Origin of the sequence: Streptomyces sp. NBC_01788 (genome assembly GCF_035917575.1) — a bacterium.
Taxonomy (GTDB): Bacteria; Actinomycetota; Actinomycetes; order Streptomycetales; family Streptomycetaceae; genus Streptomyces.
The window spans coordinates 2,472,174-2,492,915 of record NZ_CP109090.1 but is presented as its reverse complement, the minus strand read 5'-3'; the positions used below and the strand labels follow the sequence as shown (position 1 = coordinate 2,492,915).

The 20,742-nt window shown below is 70.1% G+C and carries 19 protein-coding genes and 2 pseudogenes; 8 read left to right on the top strand and 13 right to left on the bottom strand.

Going from position 1 to position 20,742, the window contains the following annotated elements; all coding sequences use genetic code 11:
* Positions 1-115 precede the first annotated feature (115 nt).
* The 3 genes from OIE49_RS11460 (at position 116) to OIE49_RS11450 (ending at position 3,349) form a co-directional block, all read left to right on the top strand.
* On the top strand, positions 116-742 hold the full coding sequence (locus tag OIE49_RS11460) for a TetR/AcrR family transcriptional regulator (protein ID WP_234375400.1): 627 nt from the start codon (positions 116-118) through the stop codon (positions 740-742).
* Positions 743-918: 176 nt separating this feature from the next.
* Entirely contained in the window at positions 919-1,974 is a 1,056-nt protein-coding gene (locus tag OIE49_RS11455; protein WP_326802222.1) for an endonuclease/exonuclease/phosphatase family protein, read from the top strand.
* Positions 1,975-2,086: 112 nt separating this feature from the next.
* Positions 2,087-3,349 carry an MFS transporter gene (locus OIE49_RS11450; RefSeq protein ID WP_326802221.1) on the top strand — a complete coding sequence of 421 codons (1,263 nt, stop codon included), beginning with the start codon at positions 2,087-2,089 and terminating at the stop codon, positions 3,347-3,349.
* A gap of 74 nt (positions 3,350-3,423) precedes the next feature.
* Here OIE49_RS11450 and OIE49_RS11445 read toward each other — a convergent pair whose 3' ends face one another.
* From OIE49_RS11445 to OIE49_RS11430, 4 genes are all read right to left on the bottom strand, one after another.
* Positions 3,424-5,178: an NAD+ synthase gene (locus OIE49_RS11445; RefSeq protein WP_326802220.1), complete on the bottom strand. Its 1,755-nt coding sequence runs from the start codon at positions 5,176-5,178 to the stop codon at positions 3,424-3,426.
* A gap of 488 nt (positions 5,179-5,666) precedes the next feature.
* Complete coding sequence (locus tag OIE49_RS11440; RefSeq protein WP_326802219.1) at positions 5,667-7,604, bottom strand: S53 family peptidase; 1,938 nt, start codon at positions 7,602-7,604, stop codon at positions 5,667-5,669.
* A gap of 285 nt (positions 7,605-7,889) precedes the next feature.
* Positions 7,890-8,522 (bottom strand): DUF305 domain-containing protein, encoded by a 633-nt coding sequence (locus OIE49_RS11435; protein WP_326802218.1) that lies wholly within the window; start codon positions 8,520-8,522, stop codon positions 7,890-7,892.
* Positions 8,519-9,205 (bottom strand): DUF3105 domain-containing protein, encoded by a 687-nt coding sequence (locus tag OIE49_RS11430; RefSeq protein WP_326802217.1) that lies wholly within the window; start codon positions 9,203-9,205, stop codon positions 8,519-8,521. Before OIE49_RS11430 ends, OIE49_RS11435 begins: the two co-directional genes overlap by 4 nt.
* 178 nt (positions 9,206-9,383) lie before the next feature.
* On the opposite strand from OIE49_RS11430, the gene OIE49_RS11425 reads away from it, so the two are divergent.
* Positions 9,384-9,827, top strand: a complete 444-nt coding sequence (locus tag OIE49_RS11425; RefSeq protein ID WP_326802216.1) for an RrF2 family transcriptional regulator — start codon at positions 9,384-9,386, stop codon at positions 9,825-9,827.
* Positions 9,828-9,935: 108 nt separating this feature from the next.
* Here the strand turns inward: OIE49_RS11425 and OIE49_RS11420 are convergent, their stop codons facing one another.
* Positions 9,936-11,126 carry a globin domain-containing protein gene (locus tag OIE49_RS11420; RefSeq protein WP_326802215.1) on the bottom strand — a complete coding sequence of 397 codons (1,191 nt, stop codon included), beginning with the start codon at positions 11,124-11,126 and terminating at the stop codon, positions 9,936-9,938.
* 329 nt (positions 11,127-11,455) lie between these two features.
* On the opposite strand from OIE49_RS11420, the gene glnA reads away from it, so the two are divergent.
* A complete protein-coding gene (gene glnA, locus OIE49_RS11415) occupies positions 11,456-12,817 on the top strand; it encodes a type I glutamate--ammonia ligase (protein ID WP_100567106.1) in 1,362 nt (453 codons plus the stop codon).
* Between the two features lie 83 nt (positions 12,818-12,900).
* Here the strand turns inward: glnA and OIE49_RS11410 are convergent, their stop codons facing one another.
* Together OIE49_RS11410 and OIE49_RS37100 are read right to left on the bottom strand one after the other, a co-directional pair.
* The gene (locus OIE49_RS11410; protein WP_326802214.1) at positions 12,901-13,335 is read right to left on the bottom strand and encodes a hypothetical protein; all 435 of its coding nucleotides are present in this window, start codon (positions 13,333-13,335) and stop codon (positions 12,901-12,903) included.
* A 318-nt stretch (positions 13,336-13,653) separates the two neighbouring features.
* A pseudogene (locus OIE49_RS37100) lies at positions 13,654-13,884 on the bottom strand (hypothetical protein); the annotation flags it as partial.
* A 127-nt stretch (positions 13,885-14,011) separates the two neighbouring features.
* On the opposite strand from OIE49_RS37100, the gene OIE49_RS11400 reads away from it, so the two are divergent.
* Together OIE49_RS11400 and OIE49_RS11395 are read left to right on the top strand one after the other, a co-directional pair.
* Positions 14,012-14,713: a hypothetical protein gene (locus tag OIE49_RS11400; RefSeq protein WP_326802213.1), complete on the top strand. Its 702-nt coding sequence runs from the start codon at positions 14,012-14,014 to the stop codon at positions 14,711-14,713.
* Positions 14,714-15,005: 292 nt separating this feature from the next.
* Complete coding sequence (locus OIE49_RS11395; RefSeq protein WP_326806191.1) at positions 15,006-15,224, top strand: ATP-binding protein; 219 nt, start codon at positions 15,006-15,008, stop codon at positions 15,222-15,224.
* 112 nt (positions 15,225-15,336) lie between these two features.
* Here OIE49_RS11395 and OIE49_RS11390 read toward each other — a convergent pair whose 3' ends face one another.
* From OIE49_RS11390 to OIE49_RS11380, 3 genes are all read right to left on the bottom strand, one after another.
* Positions 15,337-15,648, bottom strand: a complete 312-nt coding sequence (locus OIE49_RS11390; protein WP_326802212.1) for a hypothetical protein — start codon at positions 15,646-15,648, stop codon at positions 15,337-15,339.
* Positions 15,649-15,837: 189 nt separating this feature from the next.
* The gene (locus tag OIE49_RS11385; protein ID WP_326802211.1) at positions 15,838-16,392 is read right to left on the bottom strand and encodes a hypothetical protein; all 555 of its coding nucleotides are present in this window, start codon (positions 16,390-16,392) and stop codon (positions 15,838-15,840) included.
* The gene (locus tag OIE49_RS11380; RefSeq protein WP_326802210.1) at positions 16,389-16,952 is read right to left on the bottom strand and encodes a TetR/AcrR family transcriptional regulator; all 564 of its coding nucleotides are present in this window, start codon (positions 16,950-16,952) and stop codon (positions 16,389-16,391) included. The genes OIE49_RS11385 and OIE49_RS11380 overlap by 4 nt, the downstream gene beginning before the upstream one ends.
* A 78-nt stretch (positions 16,953-17,030) precedes the next feature.
* Here OIE49_RS11380 and OIE49_RS11375 point away from each other — a divergent pair.
* Positions 17,031-17,222 (top strand): annotated as a pseudogene (locus OIE49_RS11375) (IS256 family transposase); the annotation flags it as partial.
* A gap of 109 nt (positions 17,223-17,331) precedes the next feature.
* On the opposite strand, the gene OIE49_RS11370 reads toward OIE49_RS11375, so the two are convergent.
* From OIE49_RS11370 to OIE49_RS11360, 3 genes are all read right to left on the bottom strand, one after another.
* On the bottom strand, positions 17,332-18,309 hold the full coding sequence (locus tag OIE49_RS11370) for an SPFH domain-containing protein (protein ID WP_326802209.1): 978 nt from the start codon (positions 18,307-18,309) through the stop codon (positions 17,332-17,334).
* Positions 18,310-18,999: 690 nt separating this feature from the next.
* Positions 19,000-19,833: a tat (twin-arginine translocation) pathway signal sequence gene (locus tag OIE49_RS11365; RefSeq protein ID WP_326802208.1), complete on the bottom strand. Its 834-nt coding sequence runs from the start codon at positions 19,831-19,833 to the stop codon at positions 19,000-19,002.
* Positions 19,834-20,103: 270 nt separating this feature from the next.
* Positions 20,104-20,742, bottom strand: coding sequence for a LysE family translocator (locus OIE49_RS11360; RefSeq protein WP_326802207.1), 639 nt, complete (start codon positions 20,740-20,742; stop codon positions 20,104-20,106).

The following is a 20,742-nucleotide window of genomic DNA, read 5'->3' as shown; positions in this document are numbered from 1 at the left end:
ATGACGGGGGCACGCGGCGACGGGGGACTGCCGGCCGGGGGCGGCCGTCGGTGGGTCGGACCCACCGGCGAGCCGCCCGATGGACAATCTCCTGTGCGACGAAAGGACGGCCCACGTGAGCCTTGCCGACAGCCACACCGCTGCCGACGCCCCCGTTCGGGGGCGCCCCCGCAGCGAAGCGGTGGAACACGCCATTCTGGAGGGCGTGATGAAGCTGCTGGAGGACGGTGTGCCGCTGGCCGAACTCTCCATCGAACGCATCGCCCGCACCGCGGGCGTCGGCAAGGCCACCATCTACCGGCGCTGGAGCGGCAAGGAGGAGCTGTTCGTCGACGTCGTACGCGCCGCCGAGCCCCCCGACCCCGAACTGCCGGGCACCTCCATGCGCGACGACCTCGTGGCCATCCTCGAACAGCTGCGCCGCCGCGGCCTGGTGAGCCGCAGCTCGCTCATCCTGCACAACGTCTACGCGCAGATGAAGAGCAGCCCGAAGATCTGGTGCGCCTACCACGCGACCGTCGTCGAGCCACGGCGCAGGCTCCAGGTGGAGGTCCTGCGCCGCGGGCAGCGCGACGGCGAACTGCGCCGGGACGTCGACGTCGAGGTACTCGTCGACCTCTTCGTCGGACCCATGCTGGTGCGCAGCGTGATGCGCCCGGACGCCGACCTGCCCGAGGGCCTGTCGGAGCAGATAGTGGACCTGCTGCTCGAAGGGCTACGGCCTGTCAGTTCCCCGCGCTGATGTGCGCGTTTCGTCACAGACCGGGCCGTGGGCGGCGCAAGCGGAACTCCGGGCGCCGACTTCTTCGTCCTCATGCCCGTACGGCCGTCGAGGACGGCGGGAACGGTGCCGATCATCCCCTAGGGTCGTAGAACACGGGGGTGAACGGTGTGCACGGCAGGCAGTGAGGCGACGGTATGGCGCGACAGGCGTACGTGACGCAGACGGCGGGCGGTTCGGGTCCCGGGCACCGGGGAGGCCGGCTGCGGCGTCTGGCGCACGGCCTCACCGACGGCCGGCGCGGCGACGCCGGGATCTGGCGCCGGGGCCTCCTCCTCGCCGCGTTCGCGGTCGCCATCGCCCTGGTGATGGTGGTGCACGCGCAGATCCCCAACCGGATCGGCAACCTCGGCAGCCTCATCGAGACCTTCCTGCCGTGGGCGGGCCTGTTCGTACCGCTGCTGCTGGTCCTGGCCCTGGTGCGCAGGTCGGCGACCGCGCTGATCGCCGTGCTGCTGCCCGTGATCGTCTGGCTCAACCAGTTCGGCGGCCTGCTCACCGACAAGACGGGCACCGGCGGCGAACTGATGGTCGCCACGCACAACGTCAACGCCGACAACCCCGACCCGTCCGGCACCGCCCGGGAACTGGCCGCCTCCGGGGCCCAGGTGCTCGCCCTGGAGGAGCTGAAGACCTCCGCGCTCCCCGTCTACGAGCGGACGCTCGCCCCGCAGTACCGGTACCACTCGGTGCAGGGCACGGTCGGGCTGTGGAGCAAGTACCCGATCAGCGGCGTCCGCGCCGTCGACATCAAGCTGGGCTGGACGCGCGCCATGCGCGCCAGCGTGGCCACGCCCGAGGGGTCCGTCGCGGTGTACGTCGCCCACATGCCCTCGGTGCGGGTGAAGCTGAACGCCGGGTTCACCGCCGCGCAGCGCGACGAGAGCGCGGACGCGCTGGGCGAGGCGATCGCCGGTGAGCAACTGCCCAGGGTGGTCCTGCTCGGCGATCTGAACGGCACCATGAACGACCGCTCACTCAACGCCGTCACCTCCCAGATGCGTTCCACCCAGGGCGCCGCGGGCAGCGGCTTCGGGTTCAGCTGGCCGGCGTCGCTCCCGATGGCGCGGATCGACCAGATCATGGTCAGGGGAGTGGAGCCGGTGAGCTCCTGGACCCTGCCGCGCACGGGCAGCGACCATCTGCCGATCGCCGCGCGGGTGAACGTCACCACATCGGAAACCGGGTCGTAACCTGCTGGAATACTGGGCCTGAGAGGCTTTGTTCCGTCTGAGAACATACGCATGCGCGGTTCACCGCGGTACGGAACTGCCCCGCACGCTTCGAAGCTTCGAAAGGCCCTTCATGCCCCTGGCTGTGCTCGCCCTCGCCGTGGGCGCTTTCGGCATCGGCACCACCGAGTTCGTCATGATGGGGCTGCTCCCCGACGTCGCCGGCGACCTGCACATCTCGATTCCCGCGGCCGGGCACCTGGTCTCCGCGTACGCGCTGGGCGTCGTCATCGGCGCCCCGCTGCTGGCCGCCGTCACCTCGCGACTGCCCCGCCGCCACGTCCTGATCGGCCTCATGGCCCTGTTCGTCGTCGGCAACGCGCTCTCCGCCCTCGCGCCCGGCTACCACTGGCTGCTGGCCGCCCGCTTCCTCAGCGGACTGCCGCACGGCGCCTACTTCGGCGTGGGCGCCGTGGTCGCGGCGGCCCTGGTGCCGCCGGAGCGCAAGGCGCGCTCGGTGTCCCTGATGCTGCTCGGCCTGACCCTCGCGAACGTCATCGGCGTCCCGGTCGCCACGCTCATGGGCCAGCACCTCGGCTGGCGGACGACCTTCCTCGCGGTCAGCGTGATCGGGGTCGCCGCGATCGCGGCCCTCGCCCTGCTGGTTCCGCACGACCGCGGCCACGCCCCCGCGGCCGGACTGCGCCGCGAACTGGCCGCCCTGCGCTCGCTCCCCGTCTGGCTGGCCCTGCTGACGACCGTGGCCGGATGCGGCGCGCTGTTCTCCGCGTACAGCTACATCACGCCGATGCTCACCCGCTCCGCCGGGTACACCGAGGCCGGAGTGACGCTGGTGCTGGCCCTGTTCGGGGTCGGCGCGACCGCCGGCAACCTGCTCGGCGGGCGCCTGGCCGACCGCTCGACGCGGGGCACGCTGTTCGGCGCGCTCGTCGCGCTGGTGGTCGTCCTGGCACTGTTCCCGCTGATGATGCGGACCCACTGGAGCGCGGCCCTCGCGGTGGCCCTGCTCGGCACGGCGGCGTTCGCCACCGGTTCGCCGCTCCAGCTCATGGTCATGGAGAAGGCGTCCACGGCCCCGTCCCTGGCCTCCGCGGCCAACCAGGCCGCGTTCAACCTGGCGAACGCGGGCGGCGCCTGGATCGGCGGGCTGGCGCTCGCCGCGGGCCTCGGCGTGACCTCGCCGGCCCTCGCGGGGGCCGCCCTCGCGGTACTGGGCCTCGCGGTGGCCGGCACGGCCCACCGGGTGGACCTGCGGCGGGCGGGCGCCGTGCGGGGGCGGGAGCGCGTGCTCGCCTCGCACCTGCCGGCCACGGCACGTCCGGGAGTTCCTTCCGCCCCGTCGAGCACGGGGGAGCCGCGGGCGGAGGCGGTTTGAGCCGAGGGCGGGCCGGGTGGCCCCGGGGGCTGCACCCCAAAGCCCCCGGCCCGCCCTCAGTTGGGAACGGGCGCCTACGCCGACTCCCGCCAGCCGTTGGTGATCGGCAGGCGCCGGTCCTTCCCGAAGCCCTTCGCGGAGATCTTCGTGCCCGGCGGGTACTGGCGCCGCTTGTACTCGGCCGTGTCGACCATGCGGAGCGTCTTCGCGACCAGCTCACGGTCGTACCCGGCCGCGACGATCAGGTCGGCGCCCTTGTCCTGGTCGACGTAGAGCTCCAGGATCGCGTCCAGCACCGGGTAGTCCGGCAGCGAGTCGGTGTCCACCTGGCCGGGGCGCAGCTCCGCGCTCGGCGGCTTGGTGATGGAGTTCTCCGGGATCGGCGGGGTCTCGCCCCGCTCGGCCGCGGCCCGGTTGCGCCACTCGGCCAGCCGGAAGACCGACGTCTTGTACACGTCCTTGATCGGGCCGTACGCGCCCACCGAGTCGCCGTACAGCGTCGAATAGCCCACCGCCAGCTCCGACTTGTTGCCGGGTGCGAGGACGATGTGGCCCTCCTGGTTGGAGACCGCCATCAGCAGCGTGCCGCGCAGCCGGGACTGGAGGTTCTCCTCGGCCAGACCCGTCAGGCCGAGGGAGCCCATGTAGGCGTCGAACATCGGGGCGATCGGGACGGTGCGGAAGTTCAGGCCGGTGCGGCGTGCCAGCTCCGCGGCGTCGTCCCTGGAGTGCTCGGAGGAGTACTTGGACGGCATGGAGACGCCATACACGTTCTCGGGGCCCACCGCGTCGCAGGCGAGCGCCGCGACCAGCGCGGAGTCGATGCCGCCGGACAGGCCGATCAGCACGGAGCGGAAGCCGTTCTTGCGCACGTACGCGCGCAGGCCCACGACCAGGGCCGTGTAGACCTCCTCGTCGTCGTCCATGCGCGCGGCGTACTCGCCGGCCGGCAGCGGCTCGTAGGCGGGCAGCGGCTCGTCGGACAGCACCAGGCGGTCGATGCGCAGACCGTCGTCGACCACGCCCGTCGGGGCGTCCGCCGCGGCGGCGGGCAGGTCCAGGTCCAGCACCATGAGGTCCTCGGCGAACTGCGGCGCCCGCGCGACCACCTCGCCGTCCGGCGAGACCACGATCGAGTCGCCGTCGAAGACCAGCTCGTCCTGCCCGCCGGTCATGGCGAGGTAGGCGAGGGTGCAGCCGGCCTCCTGGGCCCGCTTGCGGACCAGGTCGAGGCGGGTGTCGTCCTTCAGACGCTCGTAGGGCGAGGCGTTGACCGAGACCAGCAGCCCCGCGCCGACGCTGCGCGCGGCCGGCACCCGGCCGCCGTCCTGCCACAGGTCTTCGCAGATGGCGAGCGCGACGTCGACGCCGTGCACGCGCAGGACCGGCATGGTGTCGCCGGGGACGAAGTAGCGGAACTCGTCGAAGACGCCGTAGTTGGGCAGGTGGTGCTTGGCGAAGCTCAGCACCACCTCGCCGCGGTGCAGCACCGCCGCCGCGTTCTGCGGTGCGCCGGCCGGCATGCCGTACTTCGGCTGGGCGGTCTCACCGCGGTCGAGGTAGCCGACGAGCACCGGCAGCTCCCCGAGGCCCTCCGCGGCGAGCCGGGCGGCGAGGGCGCGCAGCGCGGCGCGGGACGCCTCCACGAAGGACGACCTGAGGGCCAGGTCCTCGACGGGGTACCCGGTCAGCGCCATCTCCGGGAACACCGCGAGGTGCGCTCCGCGCTCGGCGGACTCCCGGGCCCGGCGGACGATCGCCTCGGAGTTCCCGGCGAGGTCTCCGACGCGCGAGTCGATCTGGTTCAGAGCGAGACGTAGTTGAGGCACGCCCCCAGTGTAATCGTCAGAGCGACGCGATAGCCGGGCCCGACGATGTGGCCCGTCCCACGCCGCCGCGGACCGCCGGCGCCGATCCGCCGTCGCCCGTCGGTTCGGGACGTCCGGCGACGCCCGCACCGGGCCGGATCGCCCCGCGCCGACCGGCGAGCACTGGGACCCTCCTGCGCGGACCGTCGCGAGCCCGGGCGCCTGCGTCGGCCTGTGGGGGCCGGGGCCCGCCCGTCCTGTGCCGCCCTGGGCGGCTTCCTGGCCGGGCCCGCGCTCCCGTGCCGGTGCCCGCGGCCCGCGTTCCCGTGCCGGTACCTGCGGCCCCTGCCCACCCGGTCGGTCCCCGTCAGACAGCGGTGTCACCCGGCGCGCCCCGCCGTGTCCCGCCGACCGGCGAGGCGTCCGGGCCCCGCTCGTGCGGAGGCGCCGTACGCGCGTGTGCCCGCCCCCCCGAGTGGAGGGGCGGGCACACGCATGTTCTGCCGGGGTCAGCGGCGGGGGTAGGACTCGACGTAGCCGGGCGCGGGCGAGCCCACGCCGGTGACGGTGTCGTAGCCCTTGACCGCCTGGAGCGAGCTGTCCTTGCCGAGGCTGCGGACGGAGTAGCCCAGGCCGTCCGCGGCGTCGACGCCGTTGACGTAGTCGACCCGCGCGACCGCGAGGTCCTTGCCGGTCGGCCGGTCCACCACGTCGTGGTAGACCTTCGAGCCGTACTTGGAGTAGATCGCCGGGTTGGCGAAGCCGATCGCCTTGCCGCCGCGGGCCTCCTGGGCGAGTGCCTGGACGGCCGCGATGACCGGCGCGGCAAGCGAGGTGCCGCCGATGCGGTACTCGCTGTACTTCTCCGAGCCGTTCGGGAAGGTCTGCGTCTGGCCCACCAGGAAGCCGGTGTTCGGGTCGGCGATCGCCGCGATGTCCGGGACGACGCGGTTGCCGGCCTTGTTGTTGGCCGTGGCCAGCGCCTTCGGCACCACGTTCTTCTGGTACGACGGCTGCGGAACCGTCCTGCTGGTGCCGCCGCCCGCGCCCGAGGTGAACGCGCCGGGGAAGCCCGCCCAGCTCTTGCCGTCCTTGGACAGCGAGGCCTTCTGGGTGCCCCAGCCGGTCTCCCACAGGTACTTGTGGCCCTTGCCGACGGCCAGCGAGGTACCGCCGACGGCGGTCACCCACGCCGAGTTGGCCGGGGTGTCGACCTGCTTGGTACCGGTGTTCGCGACCTCGTCGCCGTCGTCGCCGGAGGAGAAGTAGAAGCCGATGCCCTCGACCGCGCCGAACTGGAAGACCTGGTCGTAGGCCGCCGCGACGTCCGGCGTCTCGTTGGCCTCGATGTCGCCCCAGGAGTTGGAGACGATGTCGGCCAGGTGGTTGTCGACGATCTTGCTCAGCGAGTCGAGCAGGTCGTCGTCGTAGCAGGACGCGGCGCCGACGTAGACGACGTTCGCGTCCGGCGCGACCGCGTGCACGGCCTCGACGTCGAGGGTCTCCTCGCCGTACCAGCCGGCCGCCCCGCACTCCTCGGTGTCCGTGTAGCCGGCCGGGAGCACCTGGCGCAACTGGCCCGTCTTCCAGGGCTTGTCGCCGTTCTTCTTCGCGTAGGTGGCCGCGTCGTAGGCGATGGTCGGCGAGGCGTAGGCGTCGGTGATGGCGACGCGGACGCCCTTGCCGGTGTACTTGCCCGCGCCGTAGGCGGACCGCAGCTCCTTGCCGGTGTAGCCCTTGACGGCGTACGGGACCTTCTGGCCGTACGCGGAGGGCAGCGTGCTCGCGACGTTGGAGCCGTGGTACGTGGAGAACGGCCCGGAGTTCTTGAAGACGTCGTCCGGCGGCGGCAGTTGGTCCTTGTGCTTCGCCTTGTGCGGGGCGTTGTCCAGGCCGGTGACGGTCAGGACGGCGCCGGTCAGGGAGGCCGGCACCGACGCCGTCTGCGCCGGGGCGCGGTAGGTCCTGGAACCCTTGGCGAAGTTGTGCAGCTGGGTGCCGAACGCCTTCTCGACGGCGGCGACGTCACCGGAGACGGCGACGTAGTGCGGGGTCACGGAGGTGACCTTCAGCCCCGACGACGCCAGCCACGACTTCACGGCGTCCACCTGGGCCTGCGTCGCGCCGAAGCGCGCCTGCGCCTCCGCGGCGCTCAGGTGCTTGCCGTACGAGGCCGACGACGGGTCGGAGACCGCCGCGGCGTACTGGGCGAGGCCGGCGGCGTCCCGTCCGGCCAGGTAGACCCGGGCGCGGACCTGGGCGCTGTCCGAGGTGGCGCCCTTGTCCGCCGTGGCCGTCGCCCAGACGGGCTTGGTGCCCGCGAGCGTGCTGCGGCTCGGGTGGTCCGCAGCGTGCGCGGGTATGCCGAGCGCCAGTGCGCCGGCGAGCAACGGCAGGGTCGCCGCCAAGCTCACTCCGGCGCGCGCTGTGGCACGGTTGGATCTCATAGAACCCCCTGCGATGCGTTCGCATGTGTCGCAATGAGTGGTTGGCTCTCGCGCGATCCCCGCGGCGCCCGCGGCGGTTCGGCCCCGAATGGATCACACGAACGGGGTCACTCTTCCTGATGAACCGTTCATGTCAGGGGAATGAGAAGACCAAGAGAAACCCAAAGAACCAGCCGCACAGGCGGAATTGAGGCTTTCATCCCCGCGTCGTGCGTGGGGAGACGTGTGGCGAAGGAAGTGACCGGGGCCCGAACGGGCGTCCGGGTCAGGAACAGGGCGCCCGGGTCAGGAACGGGGCGCCGCGCCACGCTCCTTGAGCATGTCGGCCATCAGCCGCAGCTCCGACCGCTGTGACGCGACCATGCCCCGCGCGAGCCGCTTCTCCACACCGACCGCGCAGCGGGCGACACAGCCCTCGGCCATGTGGACCCCGCCCTTGTGGTGGTCGGTCATGAGCTGGAGGTAGAACACCTCGGCCTGCCTGCCGTCGAGTTCGCCCAGCTCGCGCATCTCGGTGTTCGTCGCCATGCCGGGCATCAGCGCGCCGTCCTCGCCCGCGGGCATGCCGCCCATGCCCATCCACGCCATCGGCGGCTTCGCCGACACCTTCGGCAGTTCCCACAGGTCGAGCCAACCCAGCAGCATGCCCCGCTGGTTGGCCTGCGTCTGCGCGATGTCGTAGGCGAGACGGCGCACTTCGGTGTCCGTGGTGCGGTCGCGCACGACGAACGACATCTCGACCGCCTGCTGATGGTGGACCGCCATGTCCCGGGCGAAGCCGGCGTCCGCCGAATCGGCGACGGGCACCGTCGCGGCGGAGCGCGCCCCGCCGCTGTCCTCGGCGACCGCGTACGTGATCGCCCCCGTCGCCACCAGGGCCGCCGCCGCGGCCCCGGCGATCAGCCCGATGTGCCTCACCGGTCGAGACCGCCCGTGCAGGTGGCACCCGGTTCCGGCGTCTGCGGGCCCTGGACGAACTCGGAGAGGAACTTGTCCACGTGCGGGTCGTTCGCGCCCGTCACCGAGCGCTGGTGCGCCCAGGCGGACAGCATGAGGGGGTCCTTCTGGTCCTCGACCGGGCTCATCAGCGTGTACGGGGTCTTCCTCACCTTCGCCGCGAGCGCGGCCACGTCCGCCTTGGACGCCTTGCTGTTGTACGTCACCCATACGGCGCCGTGCTCCAGCGCGTGCACGGCGGCCTCGTTCTTCACCGGTTCGGAGTACACGTCACCGTTGCAGTTCTGCCAGACCGGGTTGTGGTCGCCGCCGACCGGGGGCTCCATCGGATAGGTCACCGGGGTGGTGGTGTGGTTGCGGTCCAGCGTGCCCTTCCACGTCCGTACGCCGTCCGCACGGGTGACGAAGCGCCCTTCGCCGCCGCCCTTCTCACCGCCCTTCCCGTCGCTCGCAGCGGCCGGCGCGGCGTCCGAGGATCCCGAGTTCAGCAGCACCACGCCGCCGGTGACCAGCCCGGCCACGACGACCGTGCCCGCGGCCATCGTGAGCCACCGGTTGCGCCGCTCACGGACGCGCTGCGCCCGGTGCATCTCCTCCATGCGGGCCTTGTGCTGTTCGGTACCGGTCCGGGGCGCGGCATCCATGGCGGAGTCCTTCGTGGGGGGAGGGCGGTCGGACGTGGCGGTCGGGTGGGGCATGCGGGTGCGGCGTACGGGAGCTGTGCGTGCCCGAGGGGCCCGCTGATCGTAGTGGGACGGAGGCGTCCGCTGGGAGACCGCCGATAAGTTGAACGACGGATGCGTATTACCTACCCTGGCCCCCATGCGGCTGCTGCGCTCCACCGACATGGCGCTGCGCGTCCTGATGCGGCTCGCGGTCGCCGGAGAGTCGAGCCCCACGACCCGGGAGGTCGCGGACGACATGGGCGTGCCGTACACGCACACCGCGAAGGTGGTCGCCGAACTCCAGCACCGCGGTCTGCTCGCGGCCCGCCGCGGCCGCGGCGGCGGACTGACGCTCACCGAAGCGGGCCGCAACGCCTCGGTCGGCGCCCTCGTGCGCTCCCTGGAGGGCGAGGGCGACGTGGCCGACTGCGAGGGCAGCACTCCCTGCCCGCTCAGCTCCGACTGCCGCCTGCGCGGGGCCCTGCGCCGGGCCCAGGAGGCCTTCTACGCCGCCCTCGACCCTCTCACGGTCGCCGACATGGTCGCGGCCCCGACGGGACCGCTGCTGCTGGGCCTGCCCGCCATGCGGCGGGCGACCTGATCGGATCCGGTGCCGGGGGCCGGAAGGTTCCCGTACGAGCACGTGAAAGGCCGGCCGGGACGGTGTGAACCGCCTCGGCCGGCCTTCGGGGCACGTCGGCCGGATCGCTCAGGCGGCCGGCTGGGCCAGCCACAGGTCCGGGCCGAAGACCTCGTAGTGGATGTCGGCCGGGGACACGCCCTTGCCGATCAGCTGCTCGCGCACCGCCCGCATGAAGGGCAGCGGACCGCACAGGTACGCGCGCGTGCCGGCCGGGACCTCGACGTCGCCGAGGTCGACCAGGCCGGGCCGCCCGGCCCCTTCGGCGTCCTGCTCGTAGAAGAAGACAGGGCGCGCGTCCGGCAGCTTGGACGCGTACGCCTGGTGGTCGGAGCGGAGCGCGTGCGTGGTGGGCGAGCGGTCGGCGTGGACCACGGTCACCGGGGCGCGGTGACCGGCGAGGGCGAGCTGCTCCAGCATGGCGATCATCGGGGTGACGCCGATGCCCGCGGAGCCGAGCAGCAGTGGTGCCTCGGTCTCCTCGATGACGAGGTCGCCGTACGGGGCGGAGAGCTGGAGGACGTCACCCACGCGCACGTGTGCGTGCAGGTGGTTCGAGACCTCGCCGTCGGGCGTCGTGGCGTCGCCGGCCACCCGCTTGACGGCGAACTGCCGCTCCGGCGATCCGGGGGCCGCGGTCAGGCTGTACTGGCGGATCTGGCGGGCCCCGTCCGGGAGCTCGACGCCGACCGAGACGTACTGGCCGGCCCGGTAGCCGGGCACCGGGGCGCCGTCGGCGGGGCGCAGCCTGAAGGTGGCCACGTCCGCGGTCTCCTCGGTCCGCTCGACGACCTCCCACGCGCGCCAGCCCCGCTGCTCGCTCTGCTCGTACAGGCGCTTCTCGATGGCGATGAGGGCGTTGGCCATCAGCCAGTAGACCTCGGTCCAGGCGTCGGCGACCTCGGGGGTCGCCGCGTCGCCGAGCACCTCGGCGATGGCCGCGAACAGGTGCTCGTGGACGATCGGGTACTGCTCCGGAGTCACCCCGAGCGACGCGTGCTTGTGAGCGATGCGCTGGAGCATCAGGTCGGGCCGCTGGTCCGGGTTCGCCACGAGGTGGGTGGCGAAGCCGGCGATGGAGCCGGCCAGAGCCTGCCTCTGGGTGCCGGCGGCCTGGTTGCCGCGGTTGAACAGGTCGCGCAGCAGCTCGGGGTGGGCGTCGAACAGTCTGGCGTAGAAGCGCTCGGTGATCCGCTCGATGGCCGCGCCGACGGCGGGGAGGGTGGCGCGGACGGTTGCTGCTGACTGCTCGGACAGCATGGTGACTCCTCGATGACTCGATCGGACGGGCTCGATCGCTCGACTGATCGAAACGGTATTGAAACTTGCATTTGAGATGCAAATTAAAGCGGCGTGGTTTCGGTCACGTGGGTGACGGATCGGCCATTACGGATGACGGTGCGAGCGGGCAAGATGGGCGGCAGAGCGGTACACCTGCCGTACGCGGGGCGATCGCCTCACGTGGCGGCCGGGCGACAGGGCTCCGCAACACGTGCGAAACGTGACCGTGGTGGGATGCTCAGGTGCCCGACGGTCTCCCGTGACAGCGCACACAGGCGGCCTGACCAGCAAGGATGGGAAAGCGGAAGATGGACAAGCAGCAGGAGTTCGTGCTCCGGACGTTGGAGGAGCGCGACATCCGGTTCGTACGCCTGTGGTTCACGGACGTGCTCGGCTTCCTCAAGTCCGTGGCCGTCGCGCCGGCCGAGCTGGAACAGGCCTTCGACGAGGGCATCGGCTTCGACGGCTCCGCCATCGAGGGCTTCGCCCGGGTCTACGAGTCCGACATGATCGCCAAGCCGGACCCGTCCACCTTCCAGATCCTGCCCTGGCGTGCCGAGGCCCCCGGTACGGCCCGTATGTTCTGCGACATCCTCATGCCGGACGGCTCGCCCTCCTTCGCCGACCCGCGCTACGTCCTCAAGCGCGCCCTGGCCCGCACCTCCGACCTCGGGTTCACCTTCTACACCCACCCCGAGATCGAGTTCTTCCTGCTCAAGAACCGCCCGCTGGACGGCTCCCGGCCCACGCCCGCGGACAACTCCGGCTACTTCGACCACACTCCGCAGGCCATCGGCATGGACTTCCGCCGCCAGGCGATCACCATGCTGGAGTCGATGGGCATCTCGGTGGAGTTCTCCCACCACGAGGGCGCCCCCGGCCAGCAGGAGATCGACCTGCGCTACGCCGACGCCCTGTCCACCGCGGACAACATCATGACGTTCCGCCTGGTCATGAAGCAGGTGGCGCTGGAGCAGGGCCTCCAGGCCACGTTCATGCCCAAGCCCTTCTCGGAGTTCCCGGGCTCCGGCATGCACTCGCACCTGTCGCTGTTCGAAGGTGACCGGAACGCGTTCTACGAGTCCGGCGCGGAGTACCAGCTCTCGAAGGTGGGCCGCTCCTTCATCGCGGGCCTCCTGCGCCACGCCGCCGAGATCTCCGCGGTCACCAACCAGTGGGTGAACTCCTACAAGCGCATCTGGGGCGGCTCCGAGCGCACCGCGGGCGCCGGCGGCGAGGCCCCCTCGTACATCTGCTGGGGCCACAACAACCGCTCCGCCCTGGTCCGCGTCCCGATGTACAAGCCCGGCAAGACCGGCTCCGCGCGCGTGGAGGTCCGCTCCATCGACTCCGGCGCGAACCCCTACCTCGCCTACGCCGTCCTCCTGGCCGCCGGCCTGAAGGGCATCGAGGAGGGCTACGAGCTCCCGCCGGGCGCCGAGGACGACGTCTGGGCCCTCTCCAACGCCGAACGCCGCGCGATGGGCATCGAACCCCTGCCCCAGAACCTCGGCGAGGCCCTGACCCTGATGGAGAACAGCGACCTGGTCGCCGACACCCTGGGCGAACACGTCTTCGACTTCTTCCTCCGCAACAAGCGCGCGGAATGGCACGAGTACCGCTCGGAGGTCACGGCCTTCGAGCTGAAGAAGCATCTGCCGGTGCTGTAGGGGCAGGTCAGGACAGGTCTCCCGGCCACTCACGGGATGGGGCCGACGATCGCGAACCGTCGGCCCCGCGGCGTCTCACCGCCCTACCAGGCGGGGCGCTGGTCCTGGCGCTCCGTCGAGAAACCGGTTGGCACGGCCGTCTCTGTCTGCCACAGCAGGCCCGGGTCGGGCGGGAACTCATGGGTCATCGGCGATGGAGGGTGCAGGCGTCTATGGCCGGGGATCGGCACCTCGGCCAGCACGCCGTCCCGCATCATCCACAGCCCGAAGCAGTCGTCTTCCTCGTCATGGATCAGCACCTGCACGCTCGCCGGGCACGGCCACGCAAGAGACTCCAGGTGGCGGAGCAGCCCCGACCGGGGGCGTACCCGGTCGAACTCGATCACCCATCCACCAATGAACAGCCCGAGCGGCTCGAAGTGACCCTTCCAACTGCGCGAGTCATCCGGCCGAGTCAACGGTTCCATCACCTCCTCCGCGTTCAGCGCCAACACGATGACCTGTGCGATTCTGCTCATGTCGAAGTATCAGCGCAGGCCGTGGGCCGGCGGCAATCGCATTTAGAGGTGGCGGGCGAGGCTGCGTCTTGCGTGGGCGGCTGTTCAGCTCGCTCAGGGAGAGGATGAGCAGGCACGCCCCTGCCTGCGGGCGTCACCTCGACGCCGGAACAAGCCCCCGGATCAGGTCGAACCCGTACGCCACTTCCCTGGGCGCAACCGCGCTTGCCGCCCTCCCCGGATGACGATTCGGCAGCGCCGGCACCCGCTGATGAACGGCTGATTCCCCCATGTGTCCCCCCGGCGGGTTGTTGGATGAGGAAAGCGCAGGTCACCGACCGCAGAGGCGATGTGCTCGGTGTAGGCGGGCGGGATGGCCTCGGTCAGTTCCTCGCGCACTTCCGTCCAGTCGATGCCCAAGGCGTGCTGGAGTTCGGGGATGGTCGGCTTGCCGCCGCCGTTGCCGTAGGCGGCGACGTAGGGGCCGCCCTTGGCGTCGCTGGGACTGTCCGGCCGGTCAGGAGCGTCGTGGGCACGGAAGCGTGTGGACCCGGCGTGCGGCGGGTGTGATGATCACCGGACGTGATCGAGGATGGGGGAGCCGATGACAGCGCGGGCGATGGCCCACAGTGCGGGCAGACAGCCGAACAAGACCAGTGCACGCCGGAAGTCGCCGGGCCGGACGCGGTTCACAGGCGTGCTGCTGATCCTGCTGTCCTCGACACTGGCGGTGCTTTGCTACCTCGCGTTCACTGCATGGTTGCCCTCCAACAGAGAGCAACTCCAGGACTACCGCGCAGCCGAGCCCTGCCCCGCTCAAGCGACGGCACAGGTGCAGGAGGACTGCCTGAGTACCGGGCAGATCACCGTCGTGAAGACGGAGGAGACCGGCACGAGATCCAAGACCTACAAGGCAACCCTGAAGAACGAGGGCTCCTGGCGGGGATACGTGCTTTTCAATGACCAGGGGCCGCTTTTCGAGCGGCTGGAGCCGGGCGACCAGGTCACCGCCACCCTCTGGCGCCGCCACATCGTGGTGCTCGACAAGGACGGCGTCGAACAGAACACCACTGATGTACCCCGGGACGAACTCCAGATGAACGCCGCCCTAGGCACGCTCGCCGCGCTCCTCGCGGCTCAGATGCTGGTGTTCGGCGCGGTACGCCTTGTCAGGCCTCGTTCCTACGAGCCCTTCACCTTTTACCCATACGGTGGGCGGATCCTCTTCACGATCCTCGGCGCCGGCTTCGGGGTGGGGTTCCTGGCAGGTTTGACGGGCATCCCGTGGTGGTTCGTGCCTCCCGCCATACCCGTGGTCTGCGCGGCGGTGATGCTGTATCCCCCCATGCGGCGCAGGCCCACAGTCCTCTCGCCCGAAGATCGCCCCAAGGCAGTCTGAAGGCCAGCGGCTGTGCCGCCGACCGTCGCCCCGCCCGCAGACTGAGTGCGACGGCCCACCAGGAAATCCTCTACACGGCCGGCTTCGCGGCGGCCGGTTCGTGGTCGTCTTCGGTCCCGAACGCCCCATCTCGATGTGTGTGGACGGAACGTGGACGGGATTTCTGGCCCGTCACCCGGCCTGCCTCAAGCGGGCAGATCGGGATCGGCACCGTGATCGCCGAGGCCGGACTGACCACGGAGGCCGCCAAGCGCCTCGCCCGCTACAGCAAGGTCGACCTTAGGGCTCCAAGCTGCTGTTCCAGACCTTCACGGAGCGGGAGGAACGCAGGGCCACGGCGGTCGCGACGAACTCACCGTTCGCTGAGTGGGAGAAGACGTTCGGCGACCGCCGGCTCTGCGCGGCGATCGCTGACCGCCTCACCTTCCGCGGCACTCTGCTCCAGACCGGCACCGAGTCCTTCCGACCCCAGGCCACCTGCGACAAACGCGAAACCACACACGCGGAGTGACGCCACAGGGCGATGCCGACGTCCTGAATCTGAACAGGGCTCAATGTCTCGCAGGGCGACGAGCGTGGGCAGCGCGCGGTACATGCGCGTGGCGCAGGCCCAGTCCTGCCCATCACGGGTGCAGCGGAGGCAGCTTCCGGCGCTTCCGGCCGCCGCGGCCGTTTCGGAGGATGTCGCGGCCGCGCACCACCAGAATGAAGCCAGTAATGCTGAATGCCAGACAACAGGCAGCCAGGATGAAGCCGAGGGGCTGGCGGCTTCCGGCCCAGGAGCCGGCTGCGTGAAACAACTGCCCCAGTCCGATCGCTATGACGCCCCAGCCCGCACGGGTGTCCGAGCGTCGGCCGCGCTGCCGCCCGACGAGCCACACGCCAAACGCCATGAAGATGACACTACCGACTCCGATGATCACCGCATCGAACATCCCCGCCTCCGCGGGAAGCGTACCGATCGCGGGGCGACGAGGGACCCGATGCCTCCGCGCGCACTCGCCGTGCGCAGAATCAGGGCCTGAGCAACACCTTGATCGCGGCGATCATCGACTGTCCGGTACCGACGCACGAACGGCGCGCCACAGGTCGGAGCCACAGATGCAGGAGGCAACGACCTCAAGTCAGGCCGGCACCGGCGCGGGCTGGATCCGCTTCGCGTCCCAGGCCAGCCACACGCAGGCGGCCGCGAGCAGTGCGCCGTGCGCGATCCGCAGTGCGGGCGGACCGAAGAACTGCGGCAGGAACAGCCCGAACCCGACCGCGAACAGGATCGCCGGCACCGTGCGCATCCGGGCTGCGACGAGGATCGCGCCCGCCGCCATGGTCAGCAGCCCGAGCCCGAACATCGTCATCGCGAACGGGTTGTAGCGCACGTCCTCGGCCAGGTCGAGGACGTTCGACTGGTTGGCCATCGCATGCAGGCCGAAGTCCTCGGCGCCGTAGTACGGCAGCGTCAGGCCGGCGCCGATCCAGAACACGATCGCCGCCACGCGGTTGATCGGCAGCAGTGCAATCGCGACCAGGATGAACCCGATCATCGCGCACAGGTGCGCGACGATCCACGCGGTGGAGCCCATCGCGGCGGCGGCACCCGAGGTGGTGGACTCGTCCTCCCATGGGCGGAGGGCGGGGTAGAGCAGGAACAGTACGCCTGCGACGGACAGCGGGATCCTCATGAGTCGCTCCTCAGGCTGGCGAGATACATCTGGATGAGCTGGTCGTAGGTGTCGTCGAGGTCTTCCGGCAGGCCGAAGCCGCCCGCGGATTCGATGGACGCGAAGCCGTGCACGAGCACCCGCAGGCGCCGGGTCGCGTGCACGGCCGCCGAGCCCTCGAGTCCGTAGCCGCGCAGCGTGGCGTACATGACGCCGATGAGCTTCGCGCCGGCCGCCTCCTGGATCGGGTCGTGCAGCGGGTCCATCGGCAGCGCGGCGTACCGCTTCGGGTGCGCGGCGACGTACGCACGGTAGGCGTGCATCAACCCAGTGACCGCCTCGTTGCCACCGGTGCCCAAGACGGTCGTCGTGAACCGGTCGGTCATATCCTCCAGCACCCGCACTCCGACGAGCGTCTTCAGTTCGCCGAGGCTCGCCACGTGCTTGTAGAGCGACGGCGTGGCGACCCCGCAGCCGTGCGCCACGGCGGCGAGCGTGAGGCCGTCCGGCCCGCGCTCGTCCACGATGCCGAGCGCCACATCGACCACGGCGGCCGGCGTCAGCGACCTCTTAGTAACCATAGCCCAGAGGCTATTGCCATTAGCCAAGGATGTCAATCGGCACCGGAGCCGGCGAGTGGATGATTCAGACCGTGGCGTAGCGAGGGGCTGCGGGAGTCCGCCGAGTCCTGGGCCGACCTGTTGCGCGACTGCCGCCGTCGCGGCATGCGCGATCCCGAACTGGTCACCCGGCAGGAGATCTGCAACGCCGAGGACCGCGACCACGCCGAGAAGGCGGTACGCGAGTTCGCCCGGACCTACGAGGCGAAGTGGCCGAAGGCGGTGAAGAAGCGCGATCAGTCCTTGTGCCCCCCACGAGGCAGCCCGAACGCAGAACCGCCGCAGTGCCCTGTAGGACGCTGCGGCGGTGTTCACGGCACGGAACAGCTACCTTCGGTGACTACGCCTTGTCAACCTGAGTCAGGCCCTGGAGGCGACGCAGCGAGCCCTGCATACCCTCGACACTCCCGTCGAGGAAGATCACGTTGCCGTCGCCCTCCTTCGCGGACTCGCGAATCGTCTCCGTCCACATCGTGAAGGCCAGCAGACCAGGGTCGACCCCGTGATCCGTCAGGGTCTGCGCGGACTCGGACAGGCCCTTCGCCAGCTCCATACGGAACTGCGCCAGACCCTCACCGCGCAGTCGTGCGGCCTCCGCCTCGTTCTGCGCCGCGATCCGGATCGCGGCACCGTTCGCCTCCGCCTCCTTCGTCCGCGTGATCAGCAGCGCCTGACCCTCGAACTCAGCGGCCGACTGCGCGTTCTTCGCCGCCACCACACGAGACATCGACGCCATGACCTCGGCGTCGAAGGTGATGTCGTTCACGGTCAGGTCGACCAGGGTGTAACCCCACGAAGCGAGCTGCTCATCCAGGGTCGACTTCGCGTGCGAGACGATTTCCGACCTCAGGCCCAGAACCTCGGCCTGCTTCTTCGTCGAGACGAACTCCCGCACACTTGCCTCGACGGCGCTGGTCATCGCCATGTGGAACGAATTGTCGTTGATGAACTTGAAGGCCACGAGCTGCACGGTCTCCGGGGAATGGTCGGACACCGTGAAGATGATCGTCGACGTGAAGTGGACCGCGGCCTGGTCACCAGTGATGGCGGAGAACTGCAGACGGGAGGTCTGGTTCTGAACAGGCACCTTGCGATGGATGCGTTCGAAAATCGGGATGATGAGGTTCAGGCCAGGGTTCAGGACCCGGCGGTACTTCCCGAACAGGGTGACGACTGCGACATGCGCCTGGTCGACAGTGCGTATGGAACTGAAGAGCAGTACGAGCACTATGACGCCGACGGCGACCAGCGCGACAAGAAGAGACACAAGAAGACCTTTGGATCGGGCGAAACTGACGAAGCGCGCGGTGCACGCCATACGAAGGGCGGCAGTAGAGCGCGTACCTGAGCAGCGACGGAGACCTCGGAAGACAGGCCGCTCTGCCGCTTTCCGGGAACACGACCCCCAGCGGCCTGCACCAACACTGTCTTCTCATACCGGGAAGGGGCCGGTGCTGTCCAGCCGAGACGGATGTCGCCATCAGGCTGGTCGACAGCATCGACCTGGCAACCCGTGCCCTTGGAGCGGAAGCGGATGACGTCCCTGGGCGCCAGGTCCTTCAGGGGCATGCGGAGGATTCAGGCGGCGTGTAGTGAAGCAAGTAGTCGCACAACTGCGGTTCGAGCCTTGACGGGTCGCCGCCGTTGACCGCATGCCACAGACGGTTCTCGATCCAGAAGCGGTGGGCGAACTCCTCGAACGACGGTGCACACCAGAAGATCGCGGCCGCCTGCTCCTCCGTGTCGTCGAGGCAACTCTCTGAGCCACCCTCATGCGTGCGGACACCCTGTCCGGTCCGTCCGGGCCGTCGCTGGGCCGTCGAAGGGCGGCCCAAGACGACCACCAACGACCTCTCGACAGTGTGCAGGCACTGCACAGACGCCCGTCAAGCGGTCTATGCGAACCTGAGGCGGCGGGCCTCCTGCGCGGCCACCTCGGCCGCGTCGCTGCGGGGGCGTCCTCCTCGTCCCGGAGCGCGCGAGCTGATCCCGACCGCGACGGATGTCTTCACCACCCGCCGGCGAAGAAGTCGGCGAGCGCCTGGGGCGAGTGTGTCGCGGTAGTGGTGTTCGCGTAGGCGATGACGAGTACAACGGCCGCCAGGATCGCTGAACCGGTACCGCCGAACTTCATCGCGCGCCTCGACCGGGTGTCGGACGACGTCCTGAGGCGCCTCCAGCACACGACACTCGCGCCGGTCATCGCGAGCGCGACGATGACGGCCATCGCGGCCAGTACCGCGTGGTAGAGGGCGAAGTCGCTGATCATGACAGCGAGGGCGGGGGAGTGCCGGCCCTCCGGATAGACGGCGATCTGCTGCTGGACTTGGCCGAGGGTCGCGGTGAGTTCGCCGTCGGCACCGCCACTCGTCAGCATGGGCATCAGCGAGGCGAACGGGGCCGCTGCGCCCTGCAGATTGGCCAGCAGCGCCACAAGAGCGAAGAGCCCGAGCACTCCGACGAGGGCCCTGTACAGCGCGAGGGGGAAACGGCTGGTTCGCCCGCCGGTCGACTGCCGAAGATGGCGGCTGAGGACGACACCGAGCACCACGGCCACCGCGAGGAGCAGTGCGGAAACGCCGGCCTTGACGAGGTGGAAGCGGAACCAGAAGGCGACCGTGGTGCTCAACTGCGTCGGGAAGTCCTCGCTGCCGGAACCCCAGTAGGCGACGAATCCGCGGCGGAAGGTATCGCCGACGTTCGCGGTGTTGACCGAACTCCGGGCCAGCGCGTTGGGCGCGAGGAAGAAGGCGACGAGGACCGCTCCAGCCAGAGCGGTCAGAAGGCCGATCTGCCGCCGTGGCGTGGCGGTGAGGCGGGACCGGATTTCGAAGCGGCTCATGGAGGGCTTTCGGTTCGTCGGAGGCGGCGTCAATGCGCACAGGCCGGGGCCTGAATCCCCGGAACCGGAAACTACCGTGGGGCGACCGGCCAATCCCTGGAGCCAGCCTCCGACTACGGGGTGGGGTTAACCCCACCGAGGAGGGACTACCGGTTCCTGATGAGGGTGAGCCGGCGCGCGCGGGCGGTGCTGGACAGGACGCCGGCACGCCCCAGGAGCGTGTCTCAGCAACCAGCGAAACGCACAACGTTTCGAGTATCCGCTGCGTTGTCACACGTCATTCCTGGTGAGAGCCAGACGGACGCCGAGGCCGACCATCACCGTCCCGGACACTGCACCAATCGCGGACAGGCGCCGGGGCGACCCGCGGAACCAGCCACGCGCCGTCCCGGCGAGGAGCCCCCAGGCCGAGTCGGAAACCAGAGCGACAGCGGCGCAGACGATGCCGAGGAGCAGGAGTTGCAGCGTCACGTGACCTGCTGAGCGGTTGACGAACTGAGGCAGCACGGCCGAGAAGATCAAGAAGCCCTTCGGATTGCTCACCCCGACAACGAAACCCTGCCGGACGATGCGCCGCACGTTCGTGGGTGGCCGCTGCTGCGTGTCCGTGACGGCCAGTTCCCCGCGATGCCGCCACGTCTGGACGCCGAGATAGACCAGATACAGCGCGCCTGCGAACTTCAGCACCGAGAACACCACGATCGACCGCGCGACCACGGCTCCCAACCCGAAGGCCACCAACACGGCCTGGATCAGCACCCCGCCGTTGTTGCCCACCGCCGTGGCCAGCGCCGCTCGACGCCCGAGCGCCACCCCGCGCCCGACAACGAATACCACGCTCGGCCCCGGAACAGCGATCAGCACAGCGACCACGGCGAGGAAAGCCCAGAAGTGCCCTATGCCCAACAT

Excerpts from the sequence above, each read along its gene's own strand:
- OIE49_RS11455 (WP_326802222.1), top strand. The coding sequence starts at position 919 with ATGGCGCGACAGGCGTACGTGACGCAGACGGCGGGCGGTTCGGGTCCC.
- OIE49_RS11450 (WP_326802221.1), top strand. The coding sequence starts at position 2,087 with ATGCCCCTGGCTGTGCTCGCCCTCGCCGTGGGCGCTTTCGGCATCGGC.
- OIE49_RS11440 (WP_326802219.1), bottom strand. The coding sequence starts at position 7,604 with ATGAGATCCAACCGTGCCACAGCGCGCGCCGGAGTGAGCTTGGCGGCG.
- OIE49_RS11430 (WP_326802217.1), bottom strand. The coding sequence starts at position 9,205 with ATGGATGCCGCGCCCCGGACCGGTACCGAACAGCACAAGGCCCGCATG.
- OIE49_RS11425 (WP_326802216.1), top strand. The coding sequence starts at position 9,384 with ATGCGGCTGCTGCGCTCCACCGACATGGCGCTGCGCGTCCTGATGCGG.
- OIE49_RS11420 (WP_326802215.1), bottom strand. The coding sequence starts at position 11,126 with ATGCTGTCCGAGCAGTCAGCAGCAACCGTCCGCGCCACCCTCCCCGCC.
- glnA (WP_100567106.1), top strand. The coding sequence starts at position 11,456 with ATGGACAAGCAGCAGGAGTTCGTGCTCCGGACGTTGGAGGAGCGCGAC.
- OIE49_RS11410 (WP_326802214.1), bottom strand. The coding sequence starts at position 13,335 with ATGAGCAGAATCGCACAGGTCATCGTGTTGGCGCTGAACGCGGAGGAG.
- OIE49_RS11390 (WP_326802212.1), bottom strand. The coding sequence starts at position 15,648 with ATGTTCGATGCGGTGATCATCGGAGTCGGTAGTGTCATCTTCATGGCG.
- OIE49_RS11385 (WP_326802211.1), bottom strand. The coding sequence starts at position 16,392 with ATGAGGATCCCGCTGTCCGTCGCAGGCGTACTGTTCCTGCTCTACCCC.
- OIE49_RS11380 (WP_326802210.1), bottom strand. The coding sequence starts at position 16,952 with ATGGTTACTAAGAGGTCGCTGACGCCGGCCGCCGTGGTCGATGTGGCG.
- OIE49_RS11370 (WP_326802209.1), bottom strand. The coding sequence starts at position 18,309 with ATGGCGTGCACCGCGCGCTTCGTCAGTTTCGCCCGATCCAAAGGTCTT.
- OIE49_RS11365 (WP_326802208.1), bottom strand. The coding sequence starts at position 19,833 with ATGAGCCGCTTCGAAATCCGGTCCCGCCTCACCGCCACGCCACGGCGG.
- OIE49_RS11360 (WP_326802207.1), bottom strand. The coding sequence starts at position 20,742 with ATGTTGGGCATAGGGCACTTCTGGGCTTTCCTCGCCGTGGTCGCTGTG.